The 24402-nt window shown below is 62.3% G+C and carries 22 protein-coding genes and 2 riboswitches; of the genes, 13 read left to right on the top strand and 9 right to left on the bottom strand.

Translation table 11 applies throughout. From position 1 onward, the window contains the following. The first annotated feature begins 11 nt into the window (after window positions 1-11). Window positions 12-1460 carry an efflux transporter outer membrane subunit gene (locus tag IFT59_RS22845; protein ID WP_192088380.1) on the top strand — a complete coding sequence of 483 codons (1449 nt, stop codon included), beginning with the start codon at window positions 12-14 and terminating at the stop codon, window positions 1458-1460. A gap of 130 nt (window positions 1461-1590) precedes the next feature. On the opposite strand, the gene efp is transcribed toward IFT59_RS22845, so the two are convergent. Then, window positions 1591-2160, bottom strand: coding sequence for an elongation factor P (efp, locus tag IFT59_RS22840; RefSeq protein WP_062463637.1), 570 nt, complete (start codon window positions 2158-2160; stop codon window positions 1591-1593). Window positions 2161-2322: 162 nt separating this feature from the next. Here efp and epmA point away from each other — a divergent pair, with 162 nt between their 5' ends. Both epmA and IFT59_RS22830 read left to right on the top strand, forming a co-directional pair. After that, the gene (gene epmA, locus IFT59_RS22835; RefSeq protein WP_192088379.1) at window positions 2323-3393 is read left to right on the top strand and encodes an EF-P lysine aminoacylase EpmA; all 1071 of its coding nucleotides are present in this window, start codon (window positions 2323-2325) and stop codon (window positions 3391-3393) included. A gap of 14 nt (window positions 3394-3407) precedes the next feature. Then, window positions 3408-4436 carry a lysine-2,3-aminomutase-like protein gene (locus IFT59_RS22830; RefSeq protein ID WP_197978218.1) on the top strand — a complete coding sequence of 343 codons (1029 nt, stop codon included), beginning with the start codon at window positions 3408-3410 and terminating at the stop codon, window positions 4434-4436. A 41-nt stretch (window positions 4437-4477) separates the two neighbouring features. Here IFT59_RS22830 and IFT59_RS22825 read toward each other — a convergent pair whose 3' ends face one another. Further along, the gene (locus IFT59_RS22825) at window positions 4478-5557 is read right to left on the bottom strand and encodes a glycoside hydrolase family 5 protein (protein WP_342366141.1); all 1080 of its coding nucleotides are present in this window, start codon (window positions 5555-5557) and stop codon (window positions 4478-4480) included. 298 nt (window positions 5558-5855) lie between these two features. Between IFT59_RS22825 and purU the strand changes: the two genes are divergently transcribed. Continuing rightward, window positions 5856-6740 (top strand): formyltetrahydrofolate deformylase, encoded by an 885-nt coding sequence (purU, locus tag IFT59_RS22820; RefSeq protein WP_092665310.1) that lies wholly within the window; start codon window positions 5856-5858, stop codon window positions 6738-6740. A gap of 486 nt (window positions 6741-7226) precedes the next feature. Continuing rightward, a complete protein-coding gene (locus tag IFT59_RS22815; protein WP_192088376.1) occupies window positions 7227-7424 on the top strand; it encodes a hypothetical protein in 198 nt (65 codons plus the stop codon). 66 nt (window positions 7425-7490) lie between these two features. Here IFT59_RS22815 and IFT59_RS22810 read toward each other — a convergent pair whose 3' ends face one another. Beyond that, window positions 7491-7727 (bottom strand): Lrp/AsnC ligand binding domain-containing protein, encoded by a 237-nt coding sequence (locus IFT59_RS22810; RefSeq protein ID WP_062463623.1) that lies wholly within the window; start codon window positions 7725-7727, stop codon window positions 7491-7493. Between the two features lie 46 nt (window positions 7728-7773). Further along, a complete protein-coding gene (locus IFT59_RS22805) occupies window positions 7774-8712 on the bottom strand; it encodes a LysR family transcriptional regulator (RefSeq protein ID WP_192088375.1) in 939 nt (312 codons plus the stop codon). 92 nt (window positions 8713-8804) lie between these two features. Here IFT59_RS22805 and IFT59_RS22800 point away from each other — a divergent pair, with 92 nt between their 5' ends. The 3 genes from IFT59_RS22800 (at window position 8805) to IFT59_RS22790 (ending at window position 12719) form a co-directional block, all read left to right on the top strand. Continuing rightward, window positions 8805-10088: an NAD(P)/FAD-dependent oxidoreductase gene (locus tag IFT59_RS22800; protein ID WP_174197254.1), complete on the top strand. Its 1284-nt coding sequence runs from the start codon at window positions 8805-8807 to the stop codon at window positions 10086-10088. 83 nt (window positions 10089-10171) lie between these two features. After that, complete coding sequence (gene amaB / locus IFT59_RS22795; RefSeq protein WP_192088374.1) at window positions 10172-11713, top strand: L-piperidine-6-carboxylate dehydrogenase; 1542 nt, start codon at window positions 10172-10174, stop codon at window positions 11711-11713. Between the two features lie 7 nt (window positions 11714-11720). Then, entirely contained in the window at window positions 11721-12719 is a 999-nt protein-coding gene (locus tag IFT59_RS22790) for a P1 family peptidase (protein WP_192088373.1), read from the top strand. Here IFT59_RS22790 and cobD read toward each other — a convergent pair. Continuing rightward, window positions 12716-13732: a threonine-phosphate decarboxylase CobD gene (cobD, locus tag IFT59_RS22785; RefSeq protein ID WP_192088372.1), complete on the bottom strand. Its 1017-nt coding sequence runs from the start codon at window positions 13730-13732 to the stop codon at window positions 12716-12718. The two genes, IFT59_RS22790 and cobD, sit on opposite strands and share 4 nt — an antisense overlap. On the opposite strand from cobD, the gene cbiB reads away from it, so the two are divergent. Continuing rightward, window positions 13731-14696, top strand: a complete 966-nt coding sequence (gene cbiB / locus IFT59_RS22780; protein ID WP_192088371.1) for an adenosylcobinamide-phosphate synthase CbiB — start codon at window positions 13731-13733, stop codon at window positions 14694-14696. The genes cobD and cbiB overlap by 2 nt on opposite strands. Here the strand turns inward: cbiB and IFT59_RS22775 are convergent. From IFT59_RS22775 to IFT59_RS22760, 4 genes are read right to left on the bottom strand one after another with little or no spacing between them, the layout of a single operon-like run. Next, on the bottom strand, window positions 14680-16137 hold the full coding sequence (locus IFT59_RS22775; protein ID WP_192088370.1) for a cobyric acid synthase: 1458 nt from the start codon (window positions 16135-16137) through the stop codon (window positions 14680-14682). The genes cbiB and IFT59_RS22775 overlap by 17 nt on opposite strands. 3 nt (window positions 16138-16140) lie before the next feature. Then, window positions 16141-16755: a cob(I)yrinic acid a,c-diamide adenosyltransferase gene (gene cobO, locus IFT59_RS22770; RefSeq protein ID WP_113112114.1), complete on the bottom strand. Its 615-nt coding sequence runs from the start codon at window positions 16753-16755 to the stop codon at window positions 16141-16143. Continuing rightward, window positions 16752-17495 carry a CbtA family protein gene (locus IFT59_RS22765; protein WP_192088369.1) on the bottom strand — a complete coding sequence of 248 codons (744 nt, stop codon included), beginning with the start codon at window positions 17493-17495 and terminating at the stop codon, window positions 16752-16754. The genes cobO and IFT59_RS22765 overlap by 4 nt, the downstream gene beginning before the upstream one ends. Window positions 17496-17509: 14 nt before the next feature. After that, window positions 17510-17686 carry a CbtB domain-containing protein gene (locus IFT59_RS22760; RefSeq protein ID WP_062576923.1) on the bottom strand — a complete coding sequence of 59 codons (177 nt, stop codon included), beginning with the start codon at window positions 17684-17686 and terminating at the stop codon, window positions 17510-17512. Between the two features lie 37 nt (window positions 17687-17723). Further along, window positions 17724-17924: riboswitch (cobalamin riboswitch) on the bottom strand. A gap of 57 nt (window positions 17925-17981) precedes the next feature. Beyond that, a riboswitch (cobalamin riboswitch) is annotated at window positions 17982-18208 on the top strand. Between the two features lie 105 nt (window positions 18209-18313). Between IFT59_RS22760 and IFT59_RS22755 the strand changes: the two genes are divergently transcribed. Genes IFT59_RS22755 through cobG form a run of 4 tightly spaced genes read left to right on the top strand, consistent with a single transcriptional unit; the run spans window position 18314 to window position 24401 of the window. Continuing rightward, window positions 18314-18739 (top strand): DUF1636 family protein, encoded by a 426-nt coding sequence (locus IFT59_RS22755; protein WP_342366140.1) that lies wholly within the window; start codon window positions 18314-18316, stop codon window positions 18737-18739. After that, a complete protein-coding gene (gene cobW / locus IFT59_RS22750) occupies window positions 18736-19773 on the top strand; it encodes a cobalamin biosynthesis protein CobW (protein WP_192088367.1) in 1038 nt (345 codons plus the stop codon). The genes IFT59_RS22755 and cobW overlap by 4 nt, the downstream gene beginning before the upstream one ends. 21 nt (window positions 19774-19794) lie before the next feature. Next, window positions 19795-23097 carry a cobaltochelatase subunit CobN gene (cobN, locus tag IFT59_RS22745; protein ID WP_192088366.1) on the top strand — a complete coding sequence of 1101 codons (3303 nt, stop codon included), beginning with the start codon at window positions 19795-19797 and terminating at the stop codon, window positions 23095-23097. Continuing rightward, entirely contained in the window at window positions 23094-24401 is a 1308-nt protein-coding gene (gene cobG / locus IFT59_RS22740) for a precorrin-3B synthase (RefSeq protein WP_192088365.1), read from the top strand. Before cobN ends, cobG begins: the two co-directional genes overlap by 4 nt. Window position 24402 lies beyond the last annotated feature (1 nt).

Raw genomic sequence — 24402 nt, 5'->3', positions numbered from 1 at the left:
GGGACAAAGATATGACATCCATTCGCGTAGCCGCCCCTCTCGTCATGCTCCTCCTTTCCGGCTGCGTGGTCGGACCGAACCATCAGGCGCCGGAAGCGTCCCTTCCTTCGAAGTTTGCCGAGGGTGCGCAGACGAGCAATGGCGACGTTTCCATGAAGGCTTGGTGGACGGCGTTTTCCGACACGCGCCTGAACGGCTACATGCAGACGGGCCTGTCGCAGAACCTCAGCGTTCTTCAGGCCCTGGAACGCATCAACCAGGCCCAGGCGTCCGTCGTCAGTGCCGGCGCCGGCGGTCTTCCGTCGCTCGATATCGATGCGCAGGGCGAGCGTAGCGGCACGAAGGACATCGGCGGGCGGCTCGGTCCAACATCGACCGCTCCGCAATCATCCGCCGTCGGTGGAGCCAGCGCGTCCTGGTTCCTGGATCTGTTCGGCCTTTACCGCCGCAGCAAGGAATCGGCTCTTGCCAGTCTCGACGCCGCCTATGCAAGCGTCGACGTTGCGCGCCTGAGCCTGCTTTCGCAGGTTGCCGCAGCCTATATCGATGTTCGCTACTATCAGGAGCGTATCGCGATCACCAAAAAGAACCTCGGTTCTCGCCGTGAAACGCTTGATCTCACCAAGCTTCAGCTGGAAGCCGGTGCTGCCTCCAGACTGGATGTTGTTCAGGCCGAAGGTCTTGTGAACTCGACACTGTCAGAGCTGCCAGGTCTCGAGACCCAGTATCGCACCGCGGCGCATCGCATCGCGACGCTTCTCGGCATGCCGGCGTCCACACTGCTTCCTGAACTGCAGCGCGGTGCCCGCCAGCCGGTCGCCCGCTACAGCACCAAGACCGGCATTCCCGCCGACCTGATCCGCAATCGACCTGACATTCGTGCGTCCGAACGGCAGCTTGCCGCAGCCGTTGCGCAGATCGGCGTTGCCGAAGCACAGCTCTATCCGGCGATTACGCTCGGTGGCTCCATTTCGCCATCCTACACCCGCGTTGCCGGAAGCGGCGAAAGTGGCATCCTGTCCTGGTCCTTCGGTCCGGCCTTGTCTCTTCCGATCTTCGACGGCGGCGCCCTGCGTGCCAACGTCAAGTCGTCCGAATCGTCAGCCCGCGAAGCCTATCTGTCCTGGAAGCAGACGGTTCTCGATGCCGTTGAGGAAGTCGAGAACGCGCTTGCCGCCGTTGCCCGCGATGGCCGCACCGTGGCAGCGCTCCGTGCGACCGTGAAATCCTACGAGGAAGCTCTGCAGCTCGCAACCGCAAGCTATCGTGATGGCGCCTCCTCGCTGCTCGACGTTCTCGACGCACAGCGCGAAGTCTCCACCGCCCAGGCAAGCCTGGCCCAGGCCGTACAGCAGATGGCGCAGGACTATGTCTCGCTCAACGTCGCACTCGGTGGCGGTTATGCCTTCGGATCACCGACGGCGCAGGTGGCCTCTGCCAAGCTGGTTCTGAAAAACTAAACAGCGAAACAGGATGGACCGGCCGGTTCGCCGGCCCTTTTCTTCTCGCGGGATCGCCAGACAACAAAAAACCTCCGAAGCCTGCGGCTCGGAGGTTTTTTTTATGCTCGAATGAAGCCTGATGCTTCGATCAGTTCTTGGCGCGCTCGACGTAGGAATTGTCTTCCGTGGCAATGACGACGCGGGTGCCGGTATCAACATGCGGCGGAACGGCCGTGCGGATGCCGTTCGACAGGATCGCCGGCTTGTAGGAGGACGATGCTGTCTGTCCCTTCGTGACCGGCTCTGTCTCGACGATCTCAAGCGTGACGTGACGCGGCAGCTGCAGCGCGAGCGCGATGCCTTCATGCATAGACAGGACGCAGGTCATGCCTTCCTGCAGATACGCCTTCTGGTCGCCCATCGTATCCACGTCCACGACGATCTGATCGTAGTTTTCCGGGTTCATGAAGTGGAAGCCTTCGCCGTCTTCATAGAGGAACTGGAAGTTGACGTCTTCGACGAAGGCGCGCTCGACCTGTTCCGTGGTGCGCCAGCGTTCCGACACCTTCACGCCGTCAACGATGCGACGCATGTTGACCTGAGTCACCGGAGTGCCCTTGCCGGGGTGGAAGTTCTCGGCGGTGAGAACCACATAGAGCTTGCCGTCGACGTCGATGACGTTACCCTTGCGGACGGAAGATGCGATGACCTTGACCATTTGAATTCCTTGTTGGCGTGCCGGCTTGTAACTGCCGGGAATGCGTCGTAGAGGACCGGGCGATAACCGGCCTGAAGGACGGATGATCTGTTTTCCGGGCAACTACCGCAAAAACGCGCAAAGTGGAAGCCTTGCGGGCAAGAACCCGCGAAGAAAGCCGAAATGAGCCTGTTTCGATCCGAAGCCCGATCTGCCCCATGGTGGACACCGGAAAACCACGCCGACCGGCGGCCTTTCCTGATGGGCCGCAACGCGCTTCAAACGGCGCTGCGGGGTTTCTTCGGCAAGGCGGATTTCATCGAGGTCGACACAGCGACCTTGCAGGTATCGCCCGGCAACGAAACCCACCTTCATGCTTTCGCGACGCAAGCGCTGACGATCGACGGCCGCGCAGCGCCGCTTTACCTGCACACCTCGCCGGAATTTGCCGCAAAGAAGCTGCTTGCAGCCGGCGAGAAGCGCATCTTCACCTTCGCGCATGTCTATCGCAACCGGGAGCGCGGCCCCTTGCACCACCCGGAATTCACCATGCTGGAATGGTACCGGGTTGGCGAAAACTACGAGCAACTGATGGCCGATTGCGCCGACATGCTGAAGCTTGCCGCCGAGACCACGGGCACGAAGCAATTCTCGTTTCGTGGCATGAAAACCGACCCCTTTGCCGAACCTGAGATCGTGACGCTGGCGGATGCGTTTCTCCGCTACGCCGGGATCGATCTGCTTTCGTCCGTGCAAACCGATGGCGCGACCGATCGCGACGCGCTCGCAGCCGAACTGACCCGCACCGGCCATCGGGTTTCGGATGACGATACCTGGGCGGATCTGTTCAGCAAGGTTCTCGTCGACAAGATCGAACCGCATCTCGGTCAGGGCCGGGCGACGATCCTCTGCGAGTATCCCATCTCGGAAGCAGCCCTCGCCCGACCCTCGGCCCGCGATCCCCGCGTTGCCGAACGCTTCGAGCTCTACGCATGCGGCGTGGAACTGGCGAACGCTTTCGGCGAACTGACTGATGCGGCCGAACAGCGCCGCCGGTTCGAGCACGACATGGCGGAGAAAGCGCGCATCTACGGCGAGACCTATCCGATCGATGAGGATTTTCTGTCAGCGCTTTCGATCATGCCGCAGGCGAGCGGCGCAGCACTGGGCTTTGATCGCCTGGCCATGCTCGCAACCGGCGCGACCAGCATCGACCAGGTCCTGTGGGCGCCCGTCGCCGAGGTTCTGCCGTGAGCGTGGCGCGTACCTTGAAAACGCCCGAGGAACTGGCCGATGCAGGTCTGATTGCGCCCGACCGTCTCAACGGCATCCGTGCCGTTGCCGGGAGTTACGCGATCGCGCTGACGCCGGCGGTCCTCTCGCTGATCGACACGACCGATGACGCCGATCCGATTGCACGACAGTTCGTGCCCGACGCGGCCGAGCTTGTCAGCACGCCGGACGAACGGGCCGACCCGATCGGCGACGCGGCGCATAGCCCGGTCAAAGGCATCGTCCACCGCTACCCGGACCGCGTCCTTCTGAAGGCCGTGCACATCTGTCCTGTTTATTGCCGTTTCTGCTTTCGCCGTGAAATGGTTGGACCGCAGGGGGATGGAACGCTTTCGCCGGACGAACTAACGGCCGCGCTCGACTACATCCGCACTCATGAGGAAATTTGGGAAGTCATCCTGACCGGCGGCGATCCGCTTGTCCTGTCTCCGCGCCGGCTTTCCGTGATCATGGCTGGATTGGCTGAAATCGAGCATGTCAAAATCGTGCGCTTTCATACGCGCGTGCCGGCGGTCGAGCCCGAGAGGGTGGATGCGCCGATGATTGCGGCGTTGAAGGAAAGCGGCAAGACAATCTATGTGGCGCTCCACGCCAACCATCCCCGCGAAATGACTGAGGACGCGCGGGCTGCCTGCGCAAGGCTGATTGAAGCCGGCTTTGCGATGGTCAGCCAGACGGTCCTGCTCAAAGGCATCAACGACGACCCGAAAGTGCTCGGCGACCTGATGAAGGCTTTCGTCGAAACGCGCATCAAACCCTATTACCTGCACCATCCGGACCTGGCACCAGGCACAGGCCATTTCCGGCTTGATATCGCCGAGGGCCAGAGGATCGTTTCGGCTCTGCGCGGCACCATTTCCGGGCTTTGCCAGCCAACTTACGTGCTCGATATTCCAGGTGGCCACGGCAAGGCGGTGATCGGCGAAAGCGCTGCGCGTGCTGAAGGTGGCTGCTATTCGGTGAGCGATTTCCGCGGCAACGAACACACCTATCCGCCGGTGTGAACTCTCTCCGCGTTCGATGATTCACGTGAAATAGCGAGAGCTTAACGCCCGCAGGAAGCATTCTCCGACATCGCTTTCAGAAGCGTTGCCATCTGGGGTTTGTCGGCTTGGCGAACCGGCTGGATGTTAAGGATCTCGTCTTCCGGCCACCAGTCACCGGCTGCCCAATAGGCCCAGCCCAGCCACGCATCCGGGTTGCTCTCGACGACCTTGACCATATCGACCAATGCCGACTGGCATTCCGGCTGGCGCGGAACGGCAAACTCACCCAGCAGGCCACGCCGGTTGTTCTGCTTCAACCAGGTGCCGACGTCGGAGAGCGCCTTGACCGCATCGGCGGCACGCGAGCATTCGTCATTTTTGCCGGAGAAATCCTGGTCAAGATACTGGTGCACCTCGAAAACGTAATTGTTCTGCGGGTCGACGATCGCCGACATCGCCTCAGCGTTGGTGGTGCCGTAATCGCCGGCAGACCAGCTATGGGCGCCGGTCCAGGCCGTGCCGGGAACAAGGATCAGACTGGCGGACCCGGCCTGCCGGATGGCCGCGATCGCACCGTTGGCGGCGGACACCCAGTCTTCGGCTGCAATACCATGCGGTTCGTTCATCAGACCGAACGCAATGTCTGCCTCTGTGCCAAACCGTACCGAAAGCCTGCGCCAAAAGTCGGCGAACGCGCTTTGCGGAACGTTGTCCGTCCCGATCAGATCACCCTTGTAGCGAGCGTAGTTGTGCGGATCGAGAATAACGACCATCCCGGCTTTGCGTACGAGCTCGACAGTAGCCGCAAGCCGCTTGGCCTCAGCCCGATCGAACGACGCATAGAGCTTGGGCTGCAACCTTTCCCATAGAAATGGCAGCCGAACGGCCGTGAACCCCTTGCTTGCAAAATAGCGGATCGTTTCGGCGGAAGGGTAAGTGTAGCCTTTACCGTAGGCATCGCCAACCTTGCCGAATTCGGCACCGGCGAGATTGATGCCCCGCATACAGGTCGTGGCAGCGGAAACCGGCTGCGTCGCGAGACTGGCCGCACCGATCAAGGCGATACCCCTCAAGGCAATGCTTCTGAGGTTTCTACCCAACCAGGCCTTACCCTGAAACCGCCCCGCATATCTAGCCACCAGCATTCCTCCCGTATCTTACAAAATCCGACGAAATAAATATTCGAAAATATTGAATGACAAATGCGCGGCGGACCAAGCGCCGCGACGGTGATCAACGCGTGAAAGGCGCAAAAGGACCGGAATTTTTGACGTCCTTGCCTAAGCTGCTGTTTGTAAGGGTGGAACGTTCCATTGCTTTGAGCCGGAACGGAAAAACGCCTCCGTATTTCTGTTGTTTCCTACGCCATCGGATATGGTCCGCCGGCGTGGTTATGTCTACAAGGATTTCCGCCAAGTGCAGACCAAGGGGTTATCGATGAAAAGCTATGTACTGACCGTCACCTGCCGTTCCACGCGCGGCATTGTTGCTGCGCTTTCCGGCTTTCTGGCGGAACAGGGCTGCAACATCATCGACAGCTCGCAGTTCGACGATCTGGATACCGGACGCTTCTTCATGCGGGTATCGTTCATCTCGGAAGAAGGCGTCGGACGCTCCGCACTTTCCGAAGGTCTCAAGCCCGTCGCGGATAAGTTCGAGATGGAATGGGACATCTTCGATACCGAAGAACGCATGAAGGTGCTTCTGATGGTGTCGCGATTCGGCCATTGCCTCAACGACCTTCTCTACCGCTGGAAGATCGGCGCGCTGCCGATCGATATCGTCGGCGTCGTCTCCAATCACTTCGAATACCAGAAGCAGGTGGTCAACAACGATATCCCCTTCCACCACATCAAGGTGACGAAGGAAAACAAGCCGCAGGCCGAGGCCCAGTTGCTTGATGTCGTCGAGGCAAGCGGGGCCGAACTGGTGGTGCTCGCACGCTACATGCAGGTCCTGTCGGACCAGCTGTGCCAGAAAATGTCGGGCAAGATCATCAACATCCACCACTCCTTCCTACCGAGCTTCAAGGGTGCAAACCCTTACAAGCAGGCCTATCAGCGCGGCGTGAAGCTGATTGGGGCGACAGCCCATTACGTCACCGCCGATCTCGACGAAGGCCCGATCATCGAGCAGGACACGGTGCGCATTACCCACGCGCAATCGCCCGACGATTATGTCTCGCTTGGCCGTGATGTGGAAAGCCAGGTTCTGGCCCGCGCGATCCATGCGCATATCCACCACCGCACCTTCATCAACGGCAATCGCACGGTGGTCTTCCCGCCGAGCCCCGGCTCCTACGCCTCCGAGCGTATGGGGTAATCCATCCGAGTCATCTAATGCTTTGATCCGACTGTCGGTTTACCGACGGTCGGCGCAGCGCCGGATAACAACGTGTCACAATAACTTTAGCCGGTATCATCTTGTCGCAGACGAGGCCCGCACCTATTTCCTGGCTTGTCGAAGGACAGGCCATCGCGAATGAAATTTCACATTTCCGCCGCGATACTGTCATCAGACAGAAAAATATTTCCTTTAAAAGGATTTTCGTTGATCGCATTCTGCGAGTCACCTAAAGTCCACTTTCGATCGACGGACGTTATCCGTCGGCATTTTACGCAACGCCATGAGGGAGAGTGACATGATTAAACCTGCTTACGTCGCCGCCTACGGTCGGTTCGCGTATAAGATGCTAGGCACGGAGCGTAGCTCCCTTCCGTGCTGTCGAATGTAGACCTTTCAGTTCTTTCGTTCCTGAAAATCCATTCGCCAGTGCTGCGCTTTAGGCAGCAAACGCGGGAGCATGCCATGCAAAAGCAAGTAATAGAGTTCGGCGGCGAGCCCGTCGGTATCGTTATACCGGATGAAGACCGGTTGAAGTTCATCGCCGTCAAGTTTCACGTCATCGATCTCGATGAGCAGCGTTTCAATTCGCCCGACGAAGTGAAAACGGCCATTCGCGAGCTGGTACGTGCACGCGCCAAGGCGCCGACGGCGCTTGCCTGATCAATTCGGATCATCAAGACAGAAAAGCCGCCCGTGAGGCGGCTTTTCTATGGAACGCATCACGGATCAGAACGCCGTGAATGTCATCGTCGTCAGCGACCGCTCGATACCCGGGATCGAGGCGATCTTCTCGTTGACGAAGCGGCCGATCTCGTCGTCGCCGCTGATATAGACTTTCAGAAGCAGGTCCCAGTCACCGCTGGTGGAATAGAGTTCGGAAGCCAGCTCGGTCTTATAGATCGCATCGGCGACCTCGTAGGTCTTGCCGGGCTTGCAGCGAAGCTGGACGAATATCGGTTTCATCAGGGTCTTCCCGTCGGTCGGTCAAAACAATAACAAGTCTCACGGACTATTGGCCGATAGCGCCCATGATCGCAAGTGACCGGTCGCCATCCGCTTCGATCTCCCGCGAGATCCAGTCGCGAAAGACGGCAAGCGGCGGGTAGGTTGCGCGGTCGGGTGGATAGGCGAGATAATATTGTCCCGTCCCCATCGATCCCCCGGCAACCGCCCCCACCAGCAGCCCCTGCTGCAATTCGCGCTCGATCAGGAAGCGCGGCAGCAGCGCCGTGCCGAGACCCGCCACGGCCGCCTCGACCATGGTCGCGAACTGGTCAAACAGCATGCCGTGCAGTGCGTCGAACTCGGTTGTCGCTGTGCGGAACCACGTCTCCCAGGCATCCGGCCGGCTGTTGAGGTGAAGCAGCGGCGCATGCACCAGATCACCGGGTGCCCGAATGGCGTGCTTCCTTAGGAAATCCGGGCTGCAGGCCGGGATCACATCCTCGTCCATCAGGAATGTCAGGGCAGCACCCGGCCAGCGCGCCGAGCCGAAATGGATCGCCGCATCCAGCGTATCGAACCGGAAGTCGAACGGCTCCAGCCGGGTGGTCAGGTTGACGACGACGCCTGGGTGAAGATCGAGAAACCTGCCGATCCTTGGAGTGAGCCAGCGCGCTCCAAAAAACGGCAGGATGCCGAGATTGAGGGTTCCACCGGACGGATTGGCCCGAAGGTTCAGCGATGCATTGGAAATCCGCCGCAGCGCTTCACGCACCTCGCGCGCATAGGCGTCGCCGGCAAGCGTCAGCCGAATCGTTTGCCGCTCGCGCAGGAACAGCGCCACGCCCAGTTGTTTCTCCAGCGCGGAGATCTGGCGGCTGACGGCGCTCTGCGTCAGGCCGAGTTCGTTTGCCGCCGCGGTGACGCTGCCACTGCGAGCAGCCGCCTCGAAGGCGGCAAGAAGCGAAAATGATGGCAGAAACCGTCTTGGCGGGAGCATTGTCATTCCTCCCGCGAATGACCTGTTGAGATTATGTCGATATTCATCGCGAAACCGGTTCTGTAAAGTCTGCAAAACATAAAGTTCGGGAACTTTCAATGCTCGACGACCAGCGCTCCCACGGCCTCTGGGAAAGAACTGCTCCAGCGGCTCCTTCCACTCTTCCTCTGAGGGGATCAACGTCGTCGGACGTGGTGATCGTCGGCGGCGGTTACACCGGTCTCTCCGCGGCCTTGCATCTGGCGGAACGCGGTGTCGACGTGGTTCTCCTCGAGGCCGCCGAGATCGGCTTTGGCGGTGCCGGCCGCAATGTCGGGCTGATTAATGCCGGCATGTGGGTCATGCCCGACGATTTTCCGAAAGAACTCGGCGATCTCTACGGCGAGCGGGCGCTCGACCTGCTCGGCAACGGCCCCTACCTCGTCCGCGAACTGATCGAGAAGCACGCCATCGCCTGCGAGCTCGAAACCAACGGCACGCTTCACTGCGCTGTTGGTGACAAGGGACTGCGGGAACTGGAGGAGCGCGCGCGCCAGTGGCAAAAGCGCGGTGCCCCGGTCACCATGCTGGATGCCGCAGAGACCGAACGCCGGATCGGCACAAGCGCCTATTCAGGCGCGCTTCTCGACATGCGCGCCGGCACGCTCCAGCCGCTCGCCTATGCCCGCGGCCTTGCCCATGCGGCGATCAAGGCCGGGGCCAAAATTCACACCGGCAGCGCCGTCATCGAAACGTCCGAAGCCGATGGCAAGAAGATCGTCAAGACTGCTGACGGCGAAGTTCACGCCCACTGGATCATCGTATCGACCGACGCCTACAGCACCGGCCCGTGGGCGCAGATACGGCGCGAACAGGTGCACCTGCCCTATTTCAACCTGGCAACAAAGCCGCTGTCCGCCAACCTGCGCGGATCGGTTCTGCCCAATTGCGAAGGCTGCTGGGATACGAAGGAAGTCCTGTCCTCCTTCCGGATGGACCAAGCCGGCCGCCTCGTCTTCGGGTCCGTCGGCGCATTGCGCGGAACAGGCCTCGACATCCACAAATCCTGGGCGCGGCGGTCGCTGAAGCGGCTGTTTCCGCAGCTCGGCGACGTGGAATTCGAGGCCGAATGGTATGGCAAGATCGGCATGACCGACAACGCCCTGCCGCGCTTCCACAAATTCGGCCGCAACGTCATCGGCTTTTCCGGCTATAACGGTCGCGGCATCTCGCCGGGCACCAATTTCGGTAAGGTTCTTGCCCGCCATATCCTTGGCGAGATCACCGAGGAAGACCTGCCGCTGCCGCTGACCACGGTCATGGAACCAGGCTTTCGCACCATCAAGGAAGCCTATTACGAGGCCGGCGCTCAGATCGCTCATTTCACGGGCGAACGCTTCTGACCCAGAACGAATATCGGCGCACCTGTTGTCAAACCGGCGCCGATTTGTAGATTGACCCCAAATTTCGATATCCGGAGACCGACATGACGCTCGCCAAACTCGACCTCGTCGCCGAAGTGGACAAGATCTTTGCTGATCTCGGCGTCACAGCCGACCAGTACAAGGGCGGGACACTCACCGTCCGCTCGCCGATCACAGGCACGGAAATCGGCAAGCTGCCGGAAGTGACAGCGGACGATGCCAGGAAGGCGATCGACGCAGCGCATCAGGCATTCCTCGAATGGCGCCTTGTGCCGGCGCCCAAGCGTGGCGAACTGATCCGTCTCCTCGGCGAGGAACTGCGTGCCGCCAAGACGTCACTCGGTCGCCTCGTGTCGATCGAAGTCGGCAAGGTCACATCCGAAGGTCTCGGCGAAGTCCAGGAAATGATCGACATCTGCGATTTCGCAGTTGGCCTGTCGCGCCAGCTCTACGGCCTGACGATCGCAACCGAGCGTTCCGAGCACCGGATGATGGAAACCTGGCATCCGCTCGGCCCCGTCGGCATCATCTCCGCCTTCAACTTCCCCGTCGCCGTCTGGTCGTGGAATGCAGCGCTTGCCCTCGTCTGCGGCAATTCCACCATCTGGAAGCCTTCGGAAAAGACCCCGCTGACTGCACTTGCCACCCAGGCGATCTTCGAAAAGGCGCTGTCGCGCTATATCGCCGATGGCGGAAAAGCCCCTGCGAACCTCTCGACCCTTCTGATCGGCGGCCGCGACATCGGCGAAATCCTCGTTGACCACGACAAGGTGCCGCTCGTTTCTGCAACCGGCTCCACCCGCATGGGCCGCGAAGTCGGTCCGCGACTGGCCAAGCGCTTTGCCCGCTCCATTCTCGAACTCGGCGGCAACAACGCCGCGATCGTCACCGCGACGGCCGATCTCGATCTGACCCTGCGCGGGGTCGCCTTCTCCGCCATGGGCACGGCCGGACAGCGCTGCACGACGCTGCGGCGCCTCTTCGTCCATGACAGCGTTTATGACGCGCTCGTGCCCCGGCTTGCCAAGGCCTACCAGTCGGTCACCATCGGTTCTCCGCTGCAGGACGGCAATCTCGTCGGCCCGCTGATCGATCAGGCAGCCTTCGACAAGATGCAGGCGGCACTTGAGGCAGCGAAGGCCGCCGGCGGCACGGTGGTTGGCGGTGAACGCGTGCTGGATGGCGAAGCGGCTGATGCCTATTACGTGCGCCCGGCCATCGTCGAAATGCCTGATCAGACCGGCCCGGTCAGAGACGAAACCTTCGCGCCAATCCTCTACGTCATCCGATATCAGGATTTCGACGAAGCGATTGCGCTACACAACGATGTGCCGCAGGGCCTGTCCTCGTCGATCTTCACCAACGACATCCGGGAAGCCGAAGCCTTCGTTTCCGCGCGCGGTTCCGATTGCGGCATTGCCAATGTGAATATCGGTCCCTCGGGCGCGGAAATCGGCGGCGCTTTCGGCGGCGAGAAGGAAACCGGCGGCGGCCGCGAATCGGGCTCCGACGCATGGCGCGCCTACATGCGCCGCGCCACCAACACCGTGAACTATGGCCGCACCCTGCCGCTCGCGCAGGGCGTCAAGTTCGATATCGACTGATACTCGTATGGTGGCGCCATTGAACCTTCTCACCGATATCGAAGGCGTGGCCGTTGGCCACGCGACCGATCTGCAGCTTGGCTCGGGCGTCACCGCGATCATCTTCGACGAGCCGGCGGTCGCCTCCGGCTCGGTTCTCGGCGGTGCACCGGGTGGGCGCGAGACCGCCCTTCTTGACCCGTCCATGACGGTACAGACAGTCGATGCCTTCGTTCTCTCGGGCGGCTCGGCCTTCGGGCTGGACGCAGCCGGCGGGGTGCAGGCGGGCCTGCGCCAGATCGGCCGCGGTTTTCCCGTCGGTTCTGTCAGGGTGCCGATCGTGCCGCAGGCGATTCTGATGGATCTTCTGAACGGCGGGAATAAGGACTGGGGCCTCCATTCGCCCTACCGCGACATGGGCTACGACGCCTTCTGCGCCGCGCAGAAGGGCACATTCGCGCTCGGCACCGTCGGGGCCGGAACCGGCGCCACGACCGCGACCGTCAAGGGCGGCATCGGTTCGGCAAGCGCGAAGACCTCGTCGGGGCACACGATTGCCGTCCTCATGGCCGTCAATGCCATGGGCGCCGCAACGGTCGGTGATACCAAGCACTTCTGGTCGGCGCCGTTCGAGCAGGATGACGAGTTCGGTGGCCTTGGCCTTCCCGCGACATTCACAGCCGACCACATGGCCCTGCGGATGAAGGGCGTGGCGTTGAAGGCAACGACGATCGGCGTGGTCGTCACCGATGCAGTTCTGACCAAGGCGCAGGCGCACAGGCTGTCGATCATGGCGCATGACGGACTGGCACGCGCCGTCTTGCCAGCACATCTGCCGGGAGATGGCGACACGATCTTTTCGGCAGCCACCGGAAAAATCCCGATGGAAGACATGGGGGCCTTCGCCGAACTCTGCCATCTCGCGACCCTGGTCACGGCAAGAGCAGTTGCGCGGGGTGTCTTCGAGGCGACTGCGCTGCCAAACGCCAGCGCCCAACCGTCCTGGCGCGATCGGTTCGACGGCTAAAAAGCCGCGAGAGCTTCTTCCAGCCGCGACCAGTCCTTCTCTTCAGGAAGCCCCACCCGCAGATCGTCCGGACGCTCTTGGAAGCGTCGGGTCATGATCCCGTGTTCGCCGAGATGCTGGAACAGACCTTGAGCACGCCTGTCACGGATGAAACGAAATAGGGACGTGCCGCCGAAGACCGGAATGCCGGCAGCATTCAGAGCTTCGTCCAGCCTTGCAGCATCCGCGCTGAGCCTCACGCGCATTGCAGCCTGCCAATCGGAATCCGCCAGCGCTTCGCAAGCCACGTGCAAAGCCGGACCGGAGACCGCCCAGGGCCCGAGCCTCTCCTCGATCTTCACGGTGATTTCAGGATGGCCGATCGCAAAGCCCAGCCGCAGGCCGGCCATGCCATAGAACTTGCCGAAGGAGCGCAGCACGATCAGCCCGCCCTCGCCGACAGCGCCGGCAACGCTCTGCGCCTCCGACACATCCATGAAGGCCTCGTCGACGACGAGCAGGCCGCCCTTCGCGCGCATGATTTCGGCCAGCGCAAGGATGTCATCCGTCGACACGATCCGGCCGGTCGGATTGTTCGGGTTGACGATGACGGCGAGACTGGCGGTCGAGAGGTGGTCGAGATCATCCGTCTCCAGAACCTCAAAGCCTGCCATCGTCGCGGCACGCGCATGTTCCGCATAGGTGGGCGATAGGATCGCTGCCTTTCCGTCCCCTCCGACGAGACCGGCGATAATCGGCAACAGGATCTGCGTTCCCGGCCCAGCCGCGATATGAGATGGTGATGGTGCCTGGTACGCCTCAACTGCAACCGTCTTCAACCTCTCGAGCGATGAGGGCTCCGGCAGGCGCGCAAAAATATTGCCGGGGATCGGCGTATGCGGATAGGAATGCGGGTTGATGCCGGTCGATAGATCGATCCACGGCTCGGGTGCCTGAGGAAACAGCGCACGCGCCATGGCGAGGTTGCCGCCATGCTGTATCGGACTGCCCAACTCAGAGATCGCCAACGTCATGTTCCTTCTCGCATTCTTCGCACTGATCACCGAGCGCATCGTCGGCTATCCGGACTGGCTGTTCAAACGCGTCGGCCATCCTGTCACCTGGATCGGCGCGCTGATATCCGCACTCGACAGAAGATGGAACCGAGAGGGCGATGATTTCGCCAGCCGCAAACGCATGGGCATTCTCGCGCTCATCGTCCTGATCGGCTGCACCGTCGCTGCTGCACTGGCGATTGCGGCCATCCTCATGCTTTTGCCCTTCGGACCGATCCTTCTCGTTCTTGCAGCAGCCAGCCTGCCTGCCCAGAAGAGTCTTGAGACTCACGTGGAAGCCGTCGCAACCGCGTTGCGCTACAACGGGCTCGACGCTGGACGCAAGGCCGTCTCGATGATTGTCGGCCGCGATCCTGAAAAGCTCGATGACGCCGCGGTTTGCCGTGCTGCGATCGAAAGCCTGGCCGAGAATTTCTCCGATGGCGTCGTTGCACCTGCCTTCTGGCTCGGCATCGGTGGTCTGGCGGGCGGCGCGGCCTACAAGGCTGCCAATACCGCAGACAGCATGATCGGCCATCGGTCGCCGCGTCATGAAGCGTTCGGCTGGGCCGCGGCCCGGTTCGATGACCTGATCAATCTGCCGGCCTCGCGACTGACGGCCGCGCTGTTCGTCGTGGCCGCTGTCTTCGTCAAGGACGCCTCGCCCCGCGATGCCATGCGTGCAATCCGCCGTGACGCGAAACACCATCGTTCGCCGAACGCCGGCTGGCCGGAAGCGGCGATGGCGGGTGCGCTTGGCATCGCGCTCGCTGGTCCCCGAAGTTATGGCGGCCAGATGATCGAAGCCCGCTACATGGGCGATGGCAACCGGACCAATCTGAATTTTGACGATATCACCCGCGCCCTCAAGCTCGCGCGCGTGGCGGATGCGCTGCTGATCAGCCTGTTCGGCATCCTGGCGCTGCTCATCTGGCAATTTTGAGCAGTCCGTCGATATCGAGATGCTGCTCCATATGCGCGGCAAGGCGATCGAGAATGGCATCGACATTCGCCTCGTAATTCAAGCCCGACACTGTGCCGCCGAGACGCGACAGCCAGGCTGAACGCTGCCGGTCGTCGCAAAACAATCCGTGCACATAGGTGCCGACCACCCTGCCATCCCGAGACGACGCACCTTCCGGATTGCCGCCAATGCTCGAAAACGGACGTGAACAGTCGACGCCAGTGGTATGACCCGTATGCATTTCGTAGCCGGCGAAGGATATTCCGTCTGCGCTGACGCCTGTTACCGCCTCCAGCCGCTTCGACGCCGACAGAACGGTTTCGACATCGAGAAGCCCCAGCCCTTCCGCCGAACCGGGAGGACCTTCCGATCCCTCTGGATCCGATATCCGTCTGCCGAGCATCTGATACCCGCCGCAGAGGCCGAGCACCCGCCCGCCGCGCCTGTAATGAGCTGCGATATCGGTATCGAAGCCCGCTTCCCGGAGCGCCGCCAGATCGGTGATCGTCGCCTTCGAGCCGACCAGCAGCACGAGATCGCAGTCTCCAGGGATAGCCTCGCCGCGCCTGACACGGATGAGCTCGACATCCGGCTCCGCTTCCAGCGGATCGAGATCATCAAAATTGGAAATATGCGGCAGGATCGGCACTGCGATACGCATCTTCGCGCCGGGCTTGCGCGCAAACGACTGGGTCAGGCCGAGCGCATCTTCTGCCGGCAGGAGAGCCGCATCGGCGAAATGCGGCAAGAGGCCGATCGATTGCCAGCCGGTAAACGCACCGATTATCCGCATGCCCTCGGCAAACAATGCCGGATCGCCGCGAAAGCGGTTGACGATAAAGCCGTGGATCATGGCCGCGTCGTCGTCATCGATGACGAGTTTCGTGCCGGCGAGGCTGGCAATCACGCCGCCCCGATCGATATCGCCGATCAGAACCACCGGCACATCGGCAGCGCAGGCAAAACCCATATTGGCAATGTCGTTCTGGCGAAGGTTGATTTCGGACGCGCTGCCAGCCCCTTCGACCAGAACCAGGTCCGCCCTGGCTTTCAGGATCTCGAAGCTCTCAAGCACCCGCGAAAGCAGCCTCGGCTTCAAAAGCTGGTATTCGGCCGCCTTGGCATTGCCCTCGACCCTTCCCTGCACCACCACCTGGGCGCCGACTTCGCTCTGGGGCTTCAAGAGAACCGGGTTCATATGGACGCTGAGCGGCACGCCGGCAGCCCTTGCCTGCAACGCCTGCGCCCGGCCGATCTCGCCGCCATCGGCGGTGACCGCTGCATTGTTGGACATGTTCTGCGGCTTGAAGGGCAGGACACTCAAGCCCCGCAGCGTGAAGACGCGGGCAAGCCCGGCAACGACCAGCGACTTGCCCACATCCGAGCCCGTCCCCTGAAACATGAGTGCACGAGCCACCACGGTTCAGAACTCGATGCCGGCCTGGGCTTTGACGCCGGCCTTGAAGTGATGTTTGACGAGCGTCATCTCGGTCACCAGATCCGCCGCCTCGATCAGAGCCGGTTTTGCATTACGGCCGGTGACGACCACGTGCAGATCCGCCCGGCGCGCCTGTAACTGGGCAACGACCGTTTCGAGATCGAGATAATCGTAACGCAGCGCGATATTGAGTTCGTCGAGAATGACGAGGCCGATCGTTTCGTCCGCCATCAGTTCGAGTGCCATGCCCCAGGCCTTCTCGGCAGCGGCGATGTCACGCTTGAGATCCTGGGTTTCCCAGGTAAAGCCCTCGCCCATCGTGTGCCAGGCGATCCGGTCGCCGAATACCGCAAGCGCCGGCTGCTCGCCGGTCGACCATGCGCCCTTGATGAACTGCACGATCCCGACGCGTCGGTTGTGGCCAAGCGTGCGCAGCGCCAGCCCGAAGGCCGCCGTCGACTTGCCCTTGCCGGAGCCGGTATGAACCATAAGAAGACCCTTCTCGACGGTCTTCTCCGCGACTTCCGCATCCTGAACCGCCTTGCGGTTTTCCATCTTCGCGCGGTGGCGCTGCTCGGTGGTCTGATCGATTTCCTTCAACGGACTGCAAGCTCCTTGGACGTGGTCGAAATCGCCTCACCGGCACGGAAACGCTCGCGAATGACGCCGGAAAGCGCTCCGAGAATGGCCCAGAAGACGAGGTTCGTCGCGTAGACGGCATTGACGAACCGCGCATGCAGTTCGATCGGCACCGCGGTGTCATGGGTCGGGGGTAGCGGTGCGCCGATGATGTGCGGAGCAACCAGCAGGACGACCGCCAGAGCCGCAAGAAGGGCGGAACGGGTATAGGCAAGCAGCCCGAGGGCCAGGGCGGTGCAGACTGCCGTCGCGATCCACCAAATCTGCCTCGGTCCGAGTTCGGCGACGGGCATGCCGGGAAGTTCCGGCGGCAGGCCGAGGCCGGGTGCAAGGCTGACGGTGAGGAAGCCGGCAATGCCGAACATCAACCCGCCGCGCCATCCGCCGAACCCGCCGAGTGCTTCGGCGATTGCGATGGCAACCAGCGCAAAACCGATTGCAGAAAGCGCATTGGCCGCAGCCGTGTAGGTAAAGCGCTCGATCCCGTCGGCAGGCGACCATGCCTCTTCGGCATAATCATGCCCGGCAGTATCAGGAGCAGCAGCATGGCTATGCCCTTCGCCGTTGCCGCCGGCGTGTTCATACGTCTCTGCCGCAAGGATAAGCGGCACGACGGAAAAGCTTTGCATCACGGTCATCAGGAGCCCGGACAAAAGCCCTGCGATCACCGCCGTGAGGACGATGTTACGAAACAGCGACATTGGGAAAATTCCTCTTAGTGGCAGGGAAAGGCCAGCGAGTGGCGCGTATCGTGGGCCGCATTGTGCACGGCCTCGATGTGCGAGAAGCCGACAAAGCCGACGATGAACAGGCCGAGTATGGCCGTCATGCCAAGAGGGATGATTTTCGATGCGGAAACGCTGGCTGCACCGGCAGCAGAGTTCGTAACCATGGACGTCGTCTTTCTGCCCTCCACCCGAGGACTTTCACTGTGCCTATCGTCTCCGGCAGGTCTCCTGGCTCGCGGATCGAACGCCTCTGACCCGCCTTCCCGGATGTCTCCAGTGGCATGTTGAGCAGAGACTTTCCGCTTACAGTTGCGGGGGCAGCCGCGGGTTTGACGCCAAGATGTCGTCGCACCGCATTCCCTTCGATGAGCCCTCTCGGGCACCAAAGACGTGATCACTATAGACGGTTTCCCCACACGGGCAATCGCCTTTGCGACATTGACACTGCCCTGCGACAAGGCTTAGGTGACTGCGATACGGTCCCTTGCCGGCAACGGTAGGGGCTAAGAGAGAATGCGGTGCGAACCCGGGATCATCTTTAAGATCCCATGGTTCAATGCCGCGGCTGCCCCCGCAACTGTAAGCGGCGAGCCATCCTGCCACTATGGCCACTGGAGAAATCCGGGAAGGCAGGCGGATGGTGACGACCCGCGAGCCAGGAGACCTGCCGTTCGAAAACGCGCCTTTCCGGGCGGGGTGCTCCGGTAAAGCTTCTTTCACTCTGCAGGATTGGCTTGCCTTCCTGTCGTGCACCCCGATGTTATTGGCTTGGGCGGTAGTGCGACACGATGGTGATTGACGAACGAAAAGACGAGCGCGATGCGTCCGCAGACGGCCTTGCCGGCGAGCCGGATGTGACGATTTTCGTCTGCACCAATTGTCGCGAGGCATCCGACAGCGAAGCGCGCCCGGGCATCGTCCTGATGGACGCCCTTCGCGAGGCTGCCGCCGGCAAGCCGCTTTCCGTCAAACCCGTCACCTGCCTTGCCAACTGCGAAAAAGGCCCAAGTGCTGCCTTCAACCATCGCTCCGGCTGGTCCTATGTCTTTGGTCATCTGTCGCTCGACACGGTCGAGGACATCTTGGTCGGCGCGATGATGCTGGCTGACGACGAGCGCGGTTTACTTCCCCTTCGCGGCCGCCCCATGTGCCTTCGCGGCAAGGGCATGACGGCCCGCATTCCCCCATTCCAGCACCACGAGGACCTGCCTTCATGAGCGTTTCATTCGACCGCGTTCCCTGCACCGTGATCACCGGGTTTCTCGGTGCCGGCAAGACCACGCTGATCCGTCACCTGATCGAAAACCTCAAGGGCAAGCGCCTCGCGATCATCGTCAACGAGTTCGGCGATGTCGGCATCGATGGCGACGTGCTGAAGGGCTGCGGCATCGAGAGCTGCCCTGACGACAACATTATCGAGCTTGCCAACGGATGCATCTGCTGCACCGTCGCCGACGACTTCGTCCCGGCGATCGACCAGATCCTGGCCCGTGAACCGCGCGTCGATCATATCCTCATCGAAACCTCCGGCCTTGCCCTGCCGAAGCCGCTCGTCCAGGCGTTCCAGTGGCCGGATGTGAAGGCCCGCGTGACGGTAGATGCCGTCATTGCCGTGGTGGACGGTCTGGCGCTTGCGCAAGGTCGCGTGGCCGACGATCACGAAGCGCTGGAAGCGCAGCGCAGCCAGGATAGCTCGATCGACCACGACGACCCGGTCGAGGAAGTGTTCGAGGACCAGATCGCCTGCGCCGACATGATCGTGCTGACCAAGACCGACCTTCTCGACCAGGCGTCGCTTGCCGCCGCCAAGGGCCGCGTCCAGGCGCATCTGCCGAGCGCGGTCAAGATCGTGCCGGCCGCAAACGGCGCCGTCGATCCGAGCGTGCTGATCGGTCTCGGTCTTGCCGTCGAGGACGATATCGAAAACCGCAAGACCCATCACGACGACGAGCTTGATCACGATCACGACGATTTCGACAGTTTCGTCATCGATATCCCAGCCGTTGCCGATGCCGACGAGCTTGCTGCCCGCATTTCCGCCACGGCAGAAGCGGAAAACGTGTTGCGCATCAAGGGTTTTGTCGACGTCGCGAACAAGCCGATGCGCCTTCAGGTGCAGGCGGTCGGTTCGCGCGTGAACCATTATTTCGACCGCGCCTGGGGTGCCGGCGAGACCCGCCAGAGCCGCCTCGTCGTGATCGGCGAAAAGGGCATGGACCGGGCGGCGATCGAAAAGATGCTGGCGGCGTAAGAGGGTTTTAGAAGGAAAAGGATGCATATTCTCGCCACCACTTCGTCGTCGCTCGACGACCTGATCGAGCCGGTCGACCTCAACCAGTCGCCGGCAGATGTGGTGGTGCTGTCTTTTTCCGGCAGTGACCTCAACGGCATTGCAGCGGGCTGGAGCGATGGCAAGGCGAGCCTCTGCCTTACCAATATCTCCGACCTGCGCCATCCGATGTCCGTCGATCTCTGGTTGGAAAAGACCGCTTCCCACGCGCGCTTCATCCTCGTGCGCATTCTCGGCGGCTACGATCGCTGGGCCTATGGCGCCGATCAGCTGTCGCGCCTGGCGAAGCGCAAGAAGATCCCGCTCGCGATGCTGCCAGGGGAATGCAGCATCAGCGACGACCGCCTGGCGGCTGCCTCGACAGTGCCCGATGCGACGCTGACGGACGTTCTTGCCTTCTTCCGCGAAGGCGGGCCGGACAATATGCAGCGTCTGGCGCGTCGGCTGGATGCGCTGGCAAACGGCGATACGCAAAGCTTGCCGACCCCGACGCCGATGCCGAAGCGGGGCTTCTACAAGCCCGGCCACGGCATCTCGACCGGCGAGGAGCTTCTGGCTGGCTTCCCGCCCCATGCGCAGCGGCTGCCGATCCTGTTCTACCGCTCCACCTTGCTTGCCAACGATGCAGCACCGATCGACGCGATGTATGAAGCACTTGCCGCCCGCGGCTTCGCACCGATGCCGATGTTCGTCGGCGGCCTGAAGGATGCAGAAACCATCGGCTTTGTCGAACAGGCGATCGCAGAGCTCGATCCGACGGCCATTCTCACCACGACGGCCTTCGCAAGTGCTGCCGATGACAACGGCGACACGATCTTCGACCGCTCAGGGGTTCCCGTCTTCCAGCTGGTCACCGCAACGACACGGCGCGACGGATGGGTGGAAGGCCGCCGCGGCCTCAACCCTTCCGATCTCGCCATGCATGTCGTGCTGCCGGAACTGGACGGCCGCATCCTTGCCGGCGCGATCTCGTTCAAGGCAGGCGACAAGACGGCCGATCTCGTCAACCAGCCAGAACCGGACCGTATCGAACACGTTGCAGACCGGATCGCCGCCTTTCTGGCCATGAAGACCGTTTCGAGGGCCGAGCGAAAGCTCGTCATCCTGATGCCGGATTATCCGAGTGCGCCGGGCCGCACCGGTTATGCCGTCGGCCTCGACGTGCCGCAAAGCGTTCTGACGATCCTCCGCACGCTATCGACAGCCGGCTATTCGATTTCGGATATTCCGCAAACCCCGCGCGCGCTTCTGGATCTTCTGGCCGCAAGAACGGCGCAATTTCCGCTTGCAACCTACAGCCCTTCAGCTGGCATCGATGCCGCCTGGGGCGAACCCGCGATGGACGCGGATCTCGAAGACGGCGCCTATCGTTTCCGCGCCGCGCAGTTCGGCAATGTCACGGTGGCGCTTGCCCCGGACCGTGGCCGCGATGCCGACCGGCGCACTGACTATCACAGCCCGGACCTGCCGCCGCGCCACGCCCTCAACGCCTTCGGTCAGTGGATGCGCGATGCCGTAGGTGCCCATGCGATCGTTCATGTCGGCGCCCATGGCACGCTGGAATGGCTGCCGGGAAAGACCGTGGCACTGTCGAAAGACTGCTTCCCGGAGCTCGTGACCGGTGGCCTGCCGGTCATCTATCCGTTCATCGTCTCCAATCCCGGCGAGGCGGCGGTTGCCAAGCGGCGCATTTCCGCGGTTACCATCGGCCATCTGCCGCCGGTTCTGACAGGCGCAGGCCTTTCGGACGAGCAGACGAAACTCGAGCTGCTGGTCGACGAATACGCGCAAGCGGACGGGCTGGACAGGCGCCGCCGCGACCGGCTGGCGAAACTGATCGTCGAGACCGCGGGCGACTGCGGACTGGCATCCGAGGCCGGCATAACCGGTGATGACGACCCCGACACCGCGCTCAGCCGCATCGATGCGTTTCTCTGCGACCTCAAGGACTTCGCCATCAAGGATGGCCAGCACGTGTTCGGCGAAATCGCAGGCGGTGATGACGATCCGCTGCGGATCGCCAGTGCCGGAACCGAAATGCAGGCGCTGCTCGATGCTCTCGATGGCCGGCATATCCGCCCCGGACCATCGGGCGCGCCGGCACGGGGCCGCCGCGACGTGATGCCGACTGGCCGCAATCTTTACGCCAGCGATCCGCGCACCCTGCCGACCCCGACCGCGTTCGAACTCGGCAAGCGTGCCGCCGACGAGATATTGCGCCGATACCTGCAGGACCATGGCGACTGGCCGAAAAGCCTCGTCTTCGATCTCTGGGGCAGCGCTTCGCTTCGAAGCGGCGGCGAGGAAGTGGCGCAGGTTCTGGCGCTGATGGGTGCCAGACCCGTCCAGGACGCCGCAACCGGCCGCGTCACCGGTATCGAGGTTCTGGCGCCTGCCACACTCGGACGCCCGCGTATCGATGTGAGCCTTCGAATTTCAGGCCTGTTCCGCGACATGTTTCCGGCACTGATCGCGCTTCTTGATGCCGCCATGCGGGCGATTGCCGCGCGCGAGGAAGCACCGGGCGACAATCCGCTGGCAGAGGATGCGCAGACGCTCGGCCATGTGCCCCCGCGCATCTTCGGCTCGGCCCCCGGTACCTACGGTTCCGGCATCGAGGAAAAGCTTGCCGACGGCAGCTGGGGCGAACGCGAGGAACTCGGCCGTCTCTATCTCGAAGCCACCAGCCACGCGTTCGGCGGCGCTGATGGCGACGGCGTCCACGTTCCCAGCGGGTTTGCCGAGCGAATCGGCAGCGCCGACCTGCTTGTCCATACCGGCGACGATCCCGGCCGCGATCTTCTCGATGGTTCCGCCGACGTTGCCTTCATCGGCGGCTTTTCGGCGGCCGTCGCGGCACTTGGCGGCAAGGCGGATGTGATCGCGCTCGATACGACCGATCCGCAGAAGCCGAAAGCCCGCTCCATCTCCGAGGCCGTGACCCGGGTCGTGCGCGCCCGTGCCGTCAACCCACGCTTCATCGCCGGCCAGATGCGCCACGGTCCCCGCGGTGCAGCCGAACTGGTCGAAACCGTCGACCGGCTGATCGGCTTTGCCGAGACCACCCACGCCGTTCCGCAATCGCTGATTGATGCGACCTATGACGCCTATCTGGGTGACGAAAAAGTCCGCGACTTCCTGTTGTCCCAGAACCCCGAAGGCGCCCGCTACATGGGCCTGCGGTTCCGCGCGGCGCTCGATCGCGGTCTCTGGCATCCGCGCCGCAACGCGGTGGATGCCGAGTTGGAAATGCTGGCAGACGACTGCGAAAGGCTGGTCGCATGACAGCACTCGCACGCGACCCAGCCGAACCGGACATGAGACGCGGCGCCTGCCCTGCCCTGTCTGCGCCGATGATGACGGGCGACGGCCTGCTTGCGCGTGTGCCGCTGACCGCTTCAATTGCGCCGGAGCAACTGGCCGATCTTTGCCGCCTGGCAATGCGCCACGGCAACGGCATGATCGACATTTCAGCCCGCGGCAACCTGCAGATTCGTGGCCTCAGCGAAACTTCCGCGCCGCGTCTCGAGGCCGAGGTGCGGGCCATGGACCTGCCGCTGCGCGATGGCCTTGCCGTCGAAGTGCCGCCGCTTGCCGGTGACGAAGCCACGGAGATTGTAGATCCGCGCCCGCTGGCAGACGCGATCAGAGACCGTGCCCGTGACATCAAAGGCCTTGCGCCAAAGATGTCTGTTATCGTCGATGGTGCGGGTCGCCTGACACTTTCCGGGTTGATCGCCGATATCCGGCTGGTCGCGGTGGACGCAGATGGCGAAATCCGCTGGAAGATCCTGCTTGGCGGCACCGAAGGTTCCGGGCGCGTTTTCAATGTTTTGACTGAAACACAGGCCGTCGAAGCGACAATCGCACTGCTCGAAAAGCTCGCCTCGCTTGGAAGCGATGCCCGCGGTCGCGACCTCGCTTCAGACTTGCCGGTCAACGATTTCACTGCCGCAACCGTATCGCCCTTCACGCTGCATGGCCTTTCGGACGGCACGTTCGCGACCGGCATCGGCCCGGCTTTCGGCCAAACCCATGCCGGAAACCTGATTGCCCTCTGCAACGAGGCCACCCGCCTGGACCTCCGCACCGTCAAACCGGCACTCGATCACTCGCTCCTGTTTTTCGGCAGCGAGACCGCGTGCCGCACATTGACGGCATTTGCCGCAGACACCGGTTTCGTGACGTCGGCTGCCGATCCGCGCGGTCATATCGCTGCCTGTACCGGACGCCCGGCCTGCCGTTCCGGCACCATTGCCACCCACGAGATCGCCACGCGCGCTGCCACAGAATGCGCCGATCTGCTGGACGGCTCGATCAAGCTGCATGTGAGCGGCTGCCCTAAGGGCTGCGCCCATCCGCAAGCAACGGCACTGACGCTGTGCGGCATGCCGGATCACGTTTCGCTGGTTGCCTCTGCGAAAGCGAGCGGCCAACCCTTTGCTTCCATCGCGTTTGCCGATACCAACGCCACGCTTCGCCGCCTTGCCGCTCTCGTTCGATCGGAACGGCGATCGGGGGAAAATTCCGCTGCCTGCCTTGCCCGGATCGGTCCGGACCGGCTTTGCCAGGCGGCCATACCAGGATGAC

Origin of the sequence: Rhizobium sp. CFBP 8752 (assembly GCF_014842035.1) — a bacterium.
Lineage (GTDB): Bacteria > Pseudomonadota > Alphaproteobacteria > Rhizobiales > Rhizobiaceae > Neorhizobium > Neorhizobium soli.
This window is presented reverse-complemented; position numbering and strand designations above follow the sequence as displayed.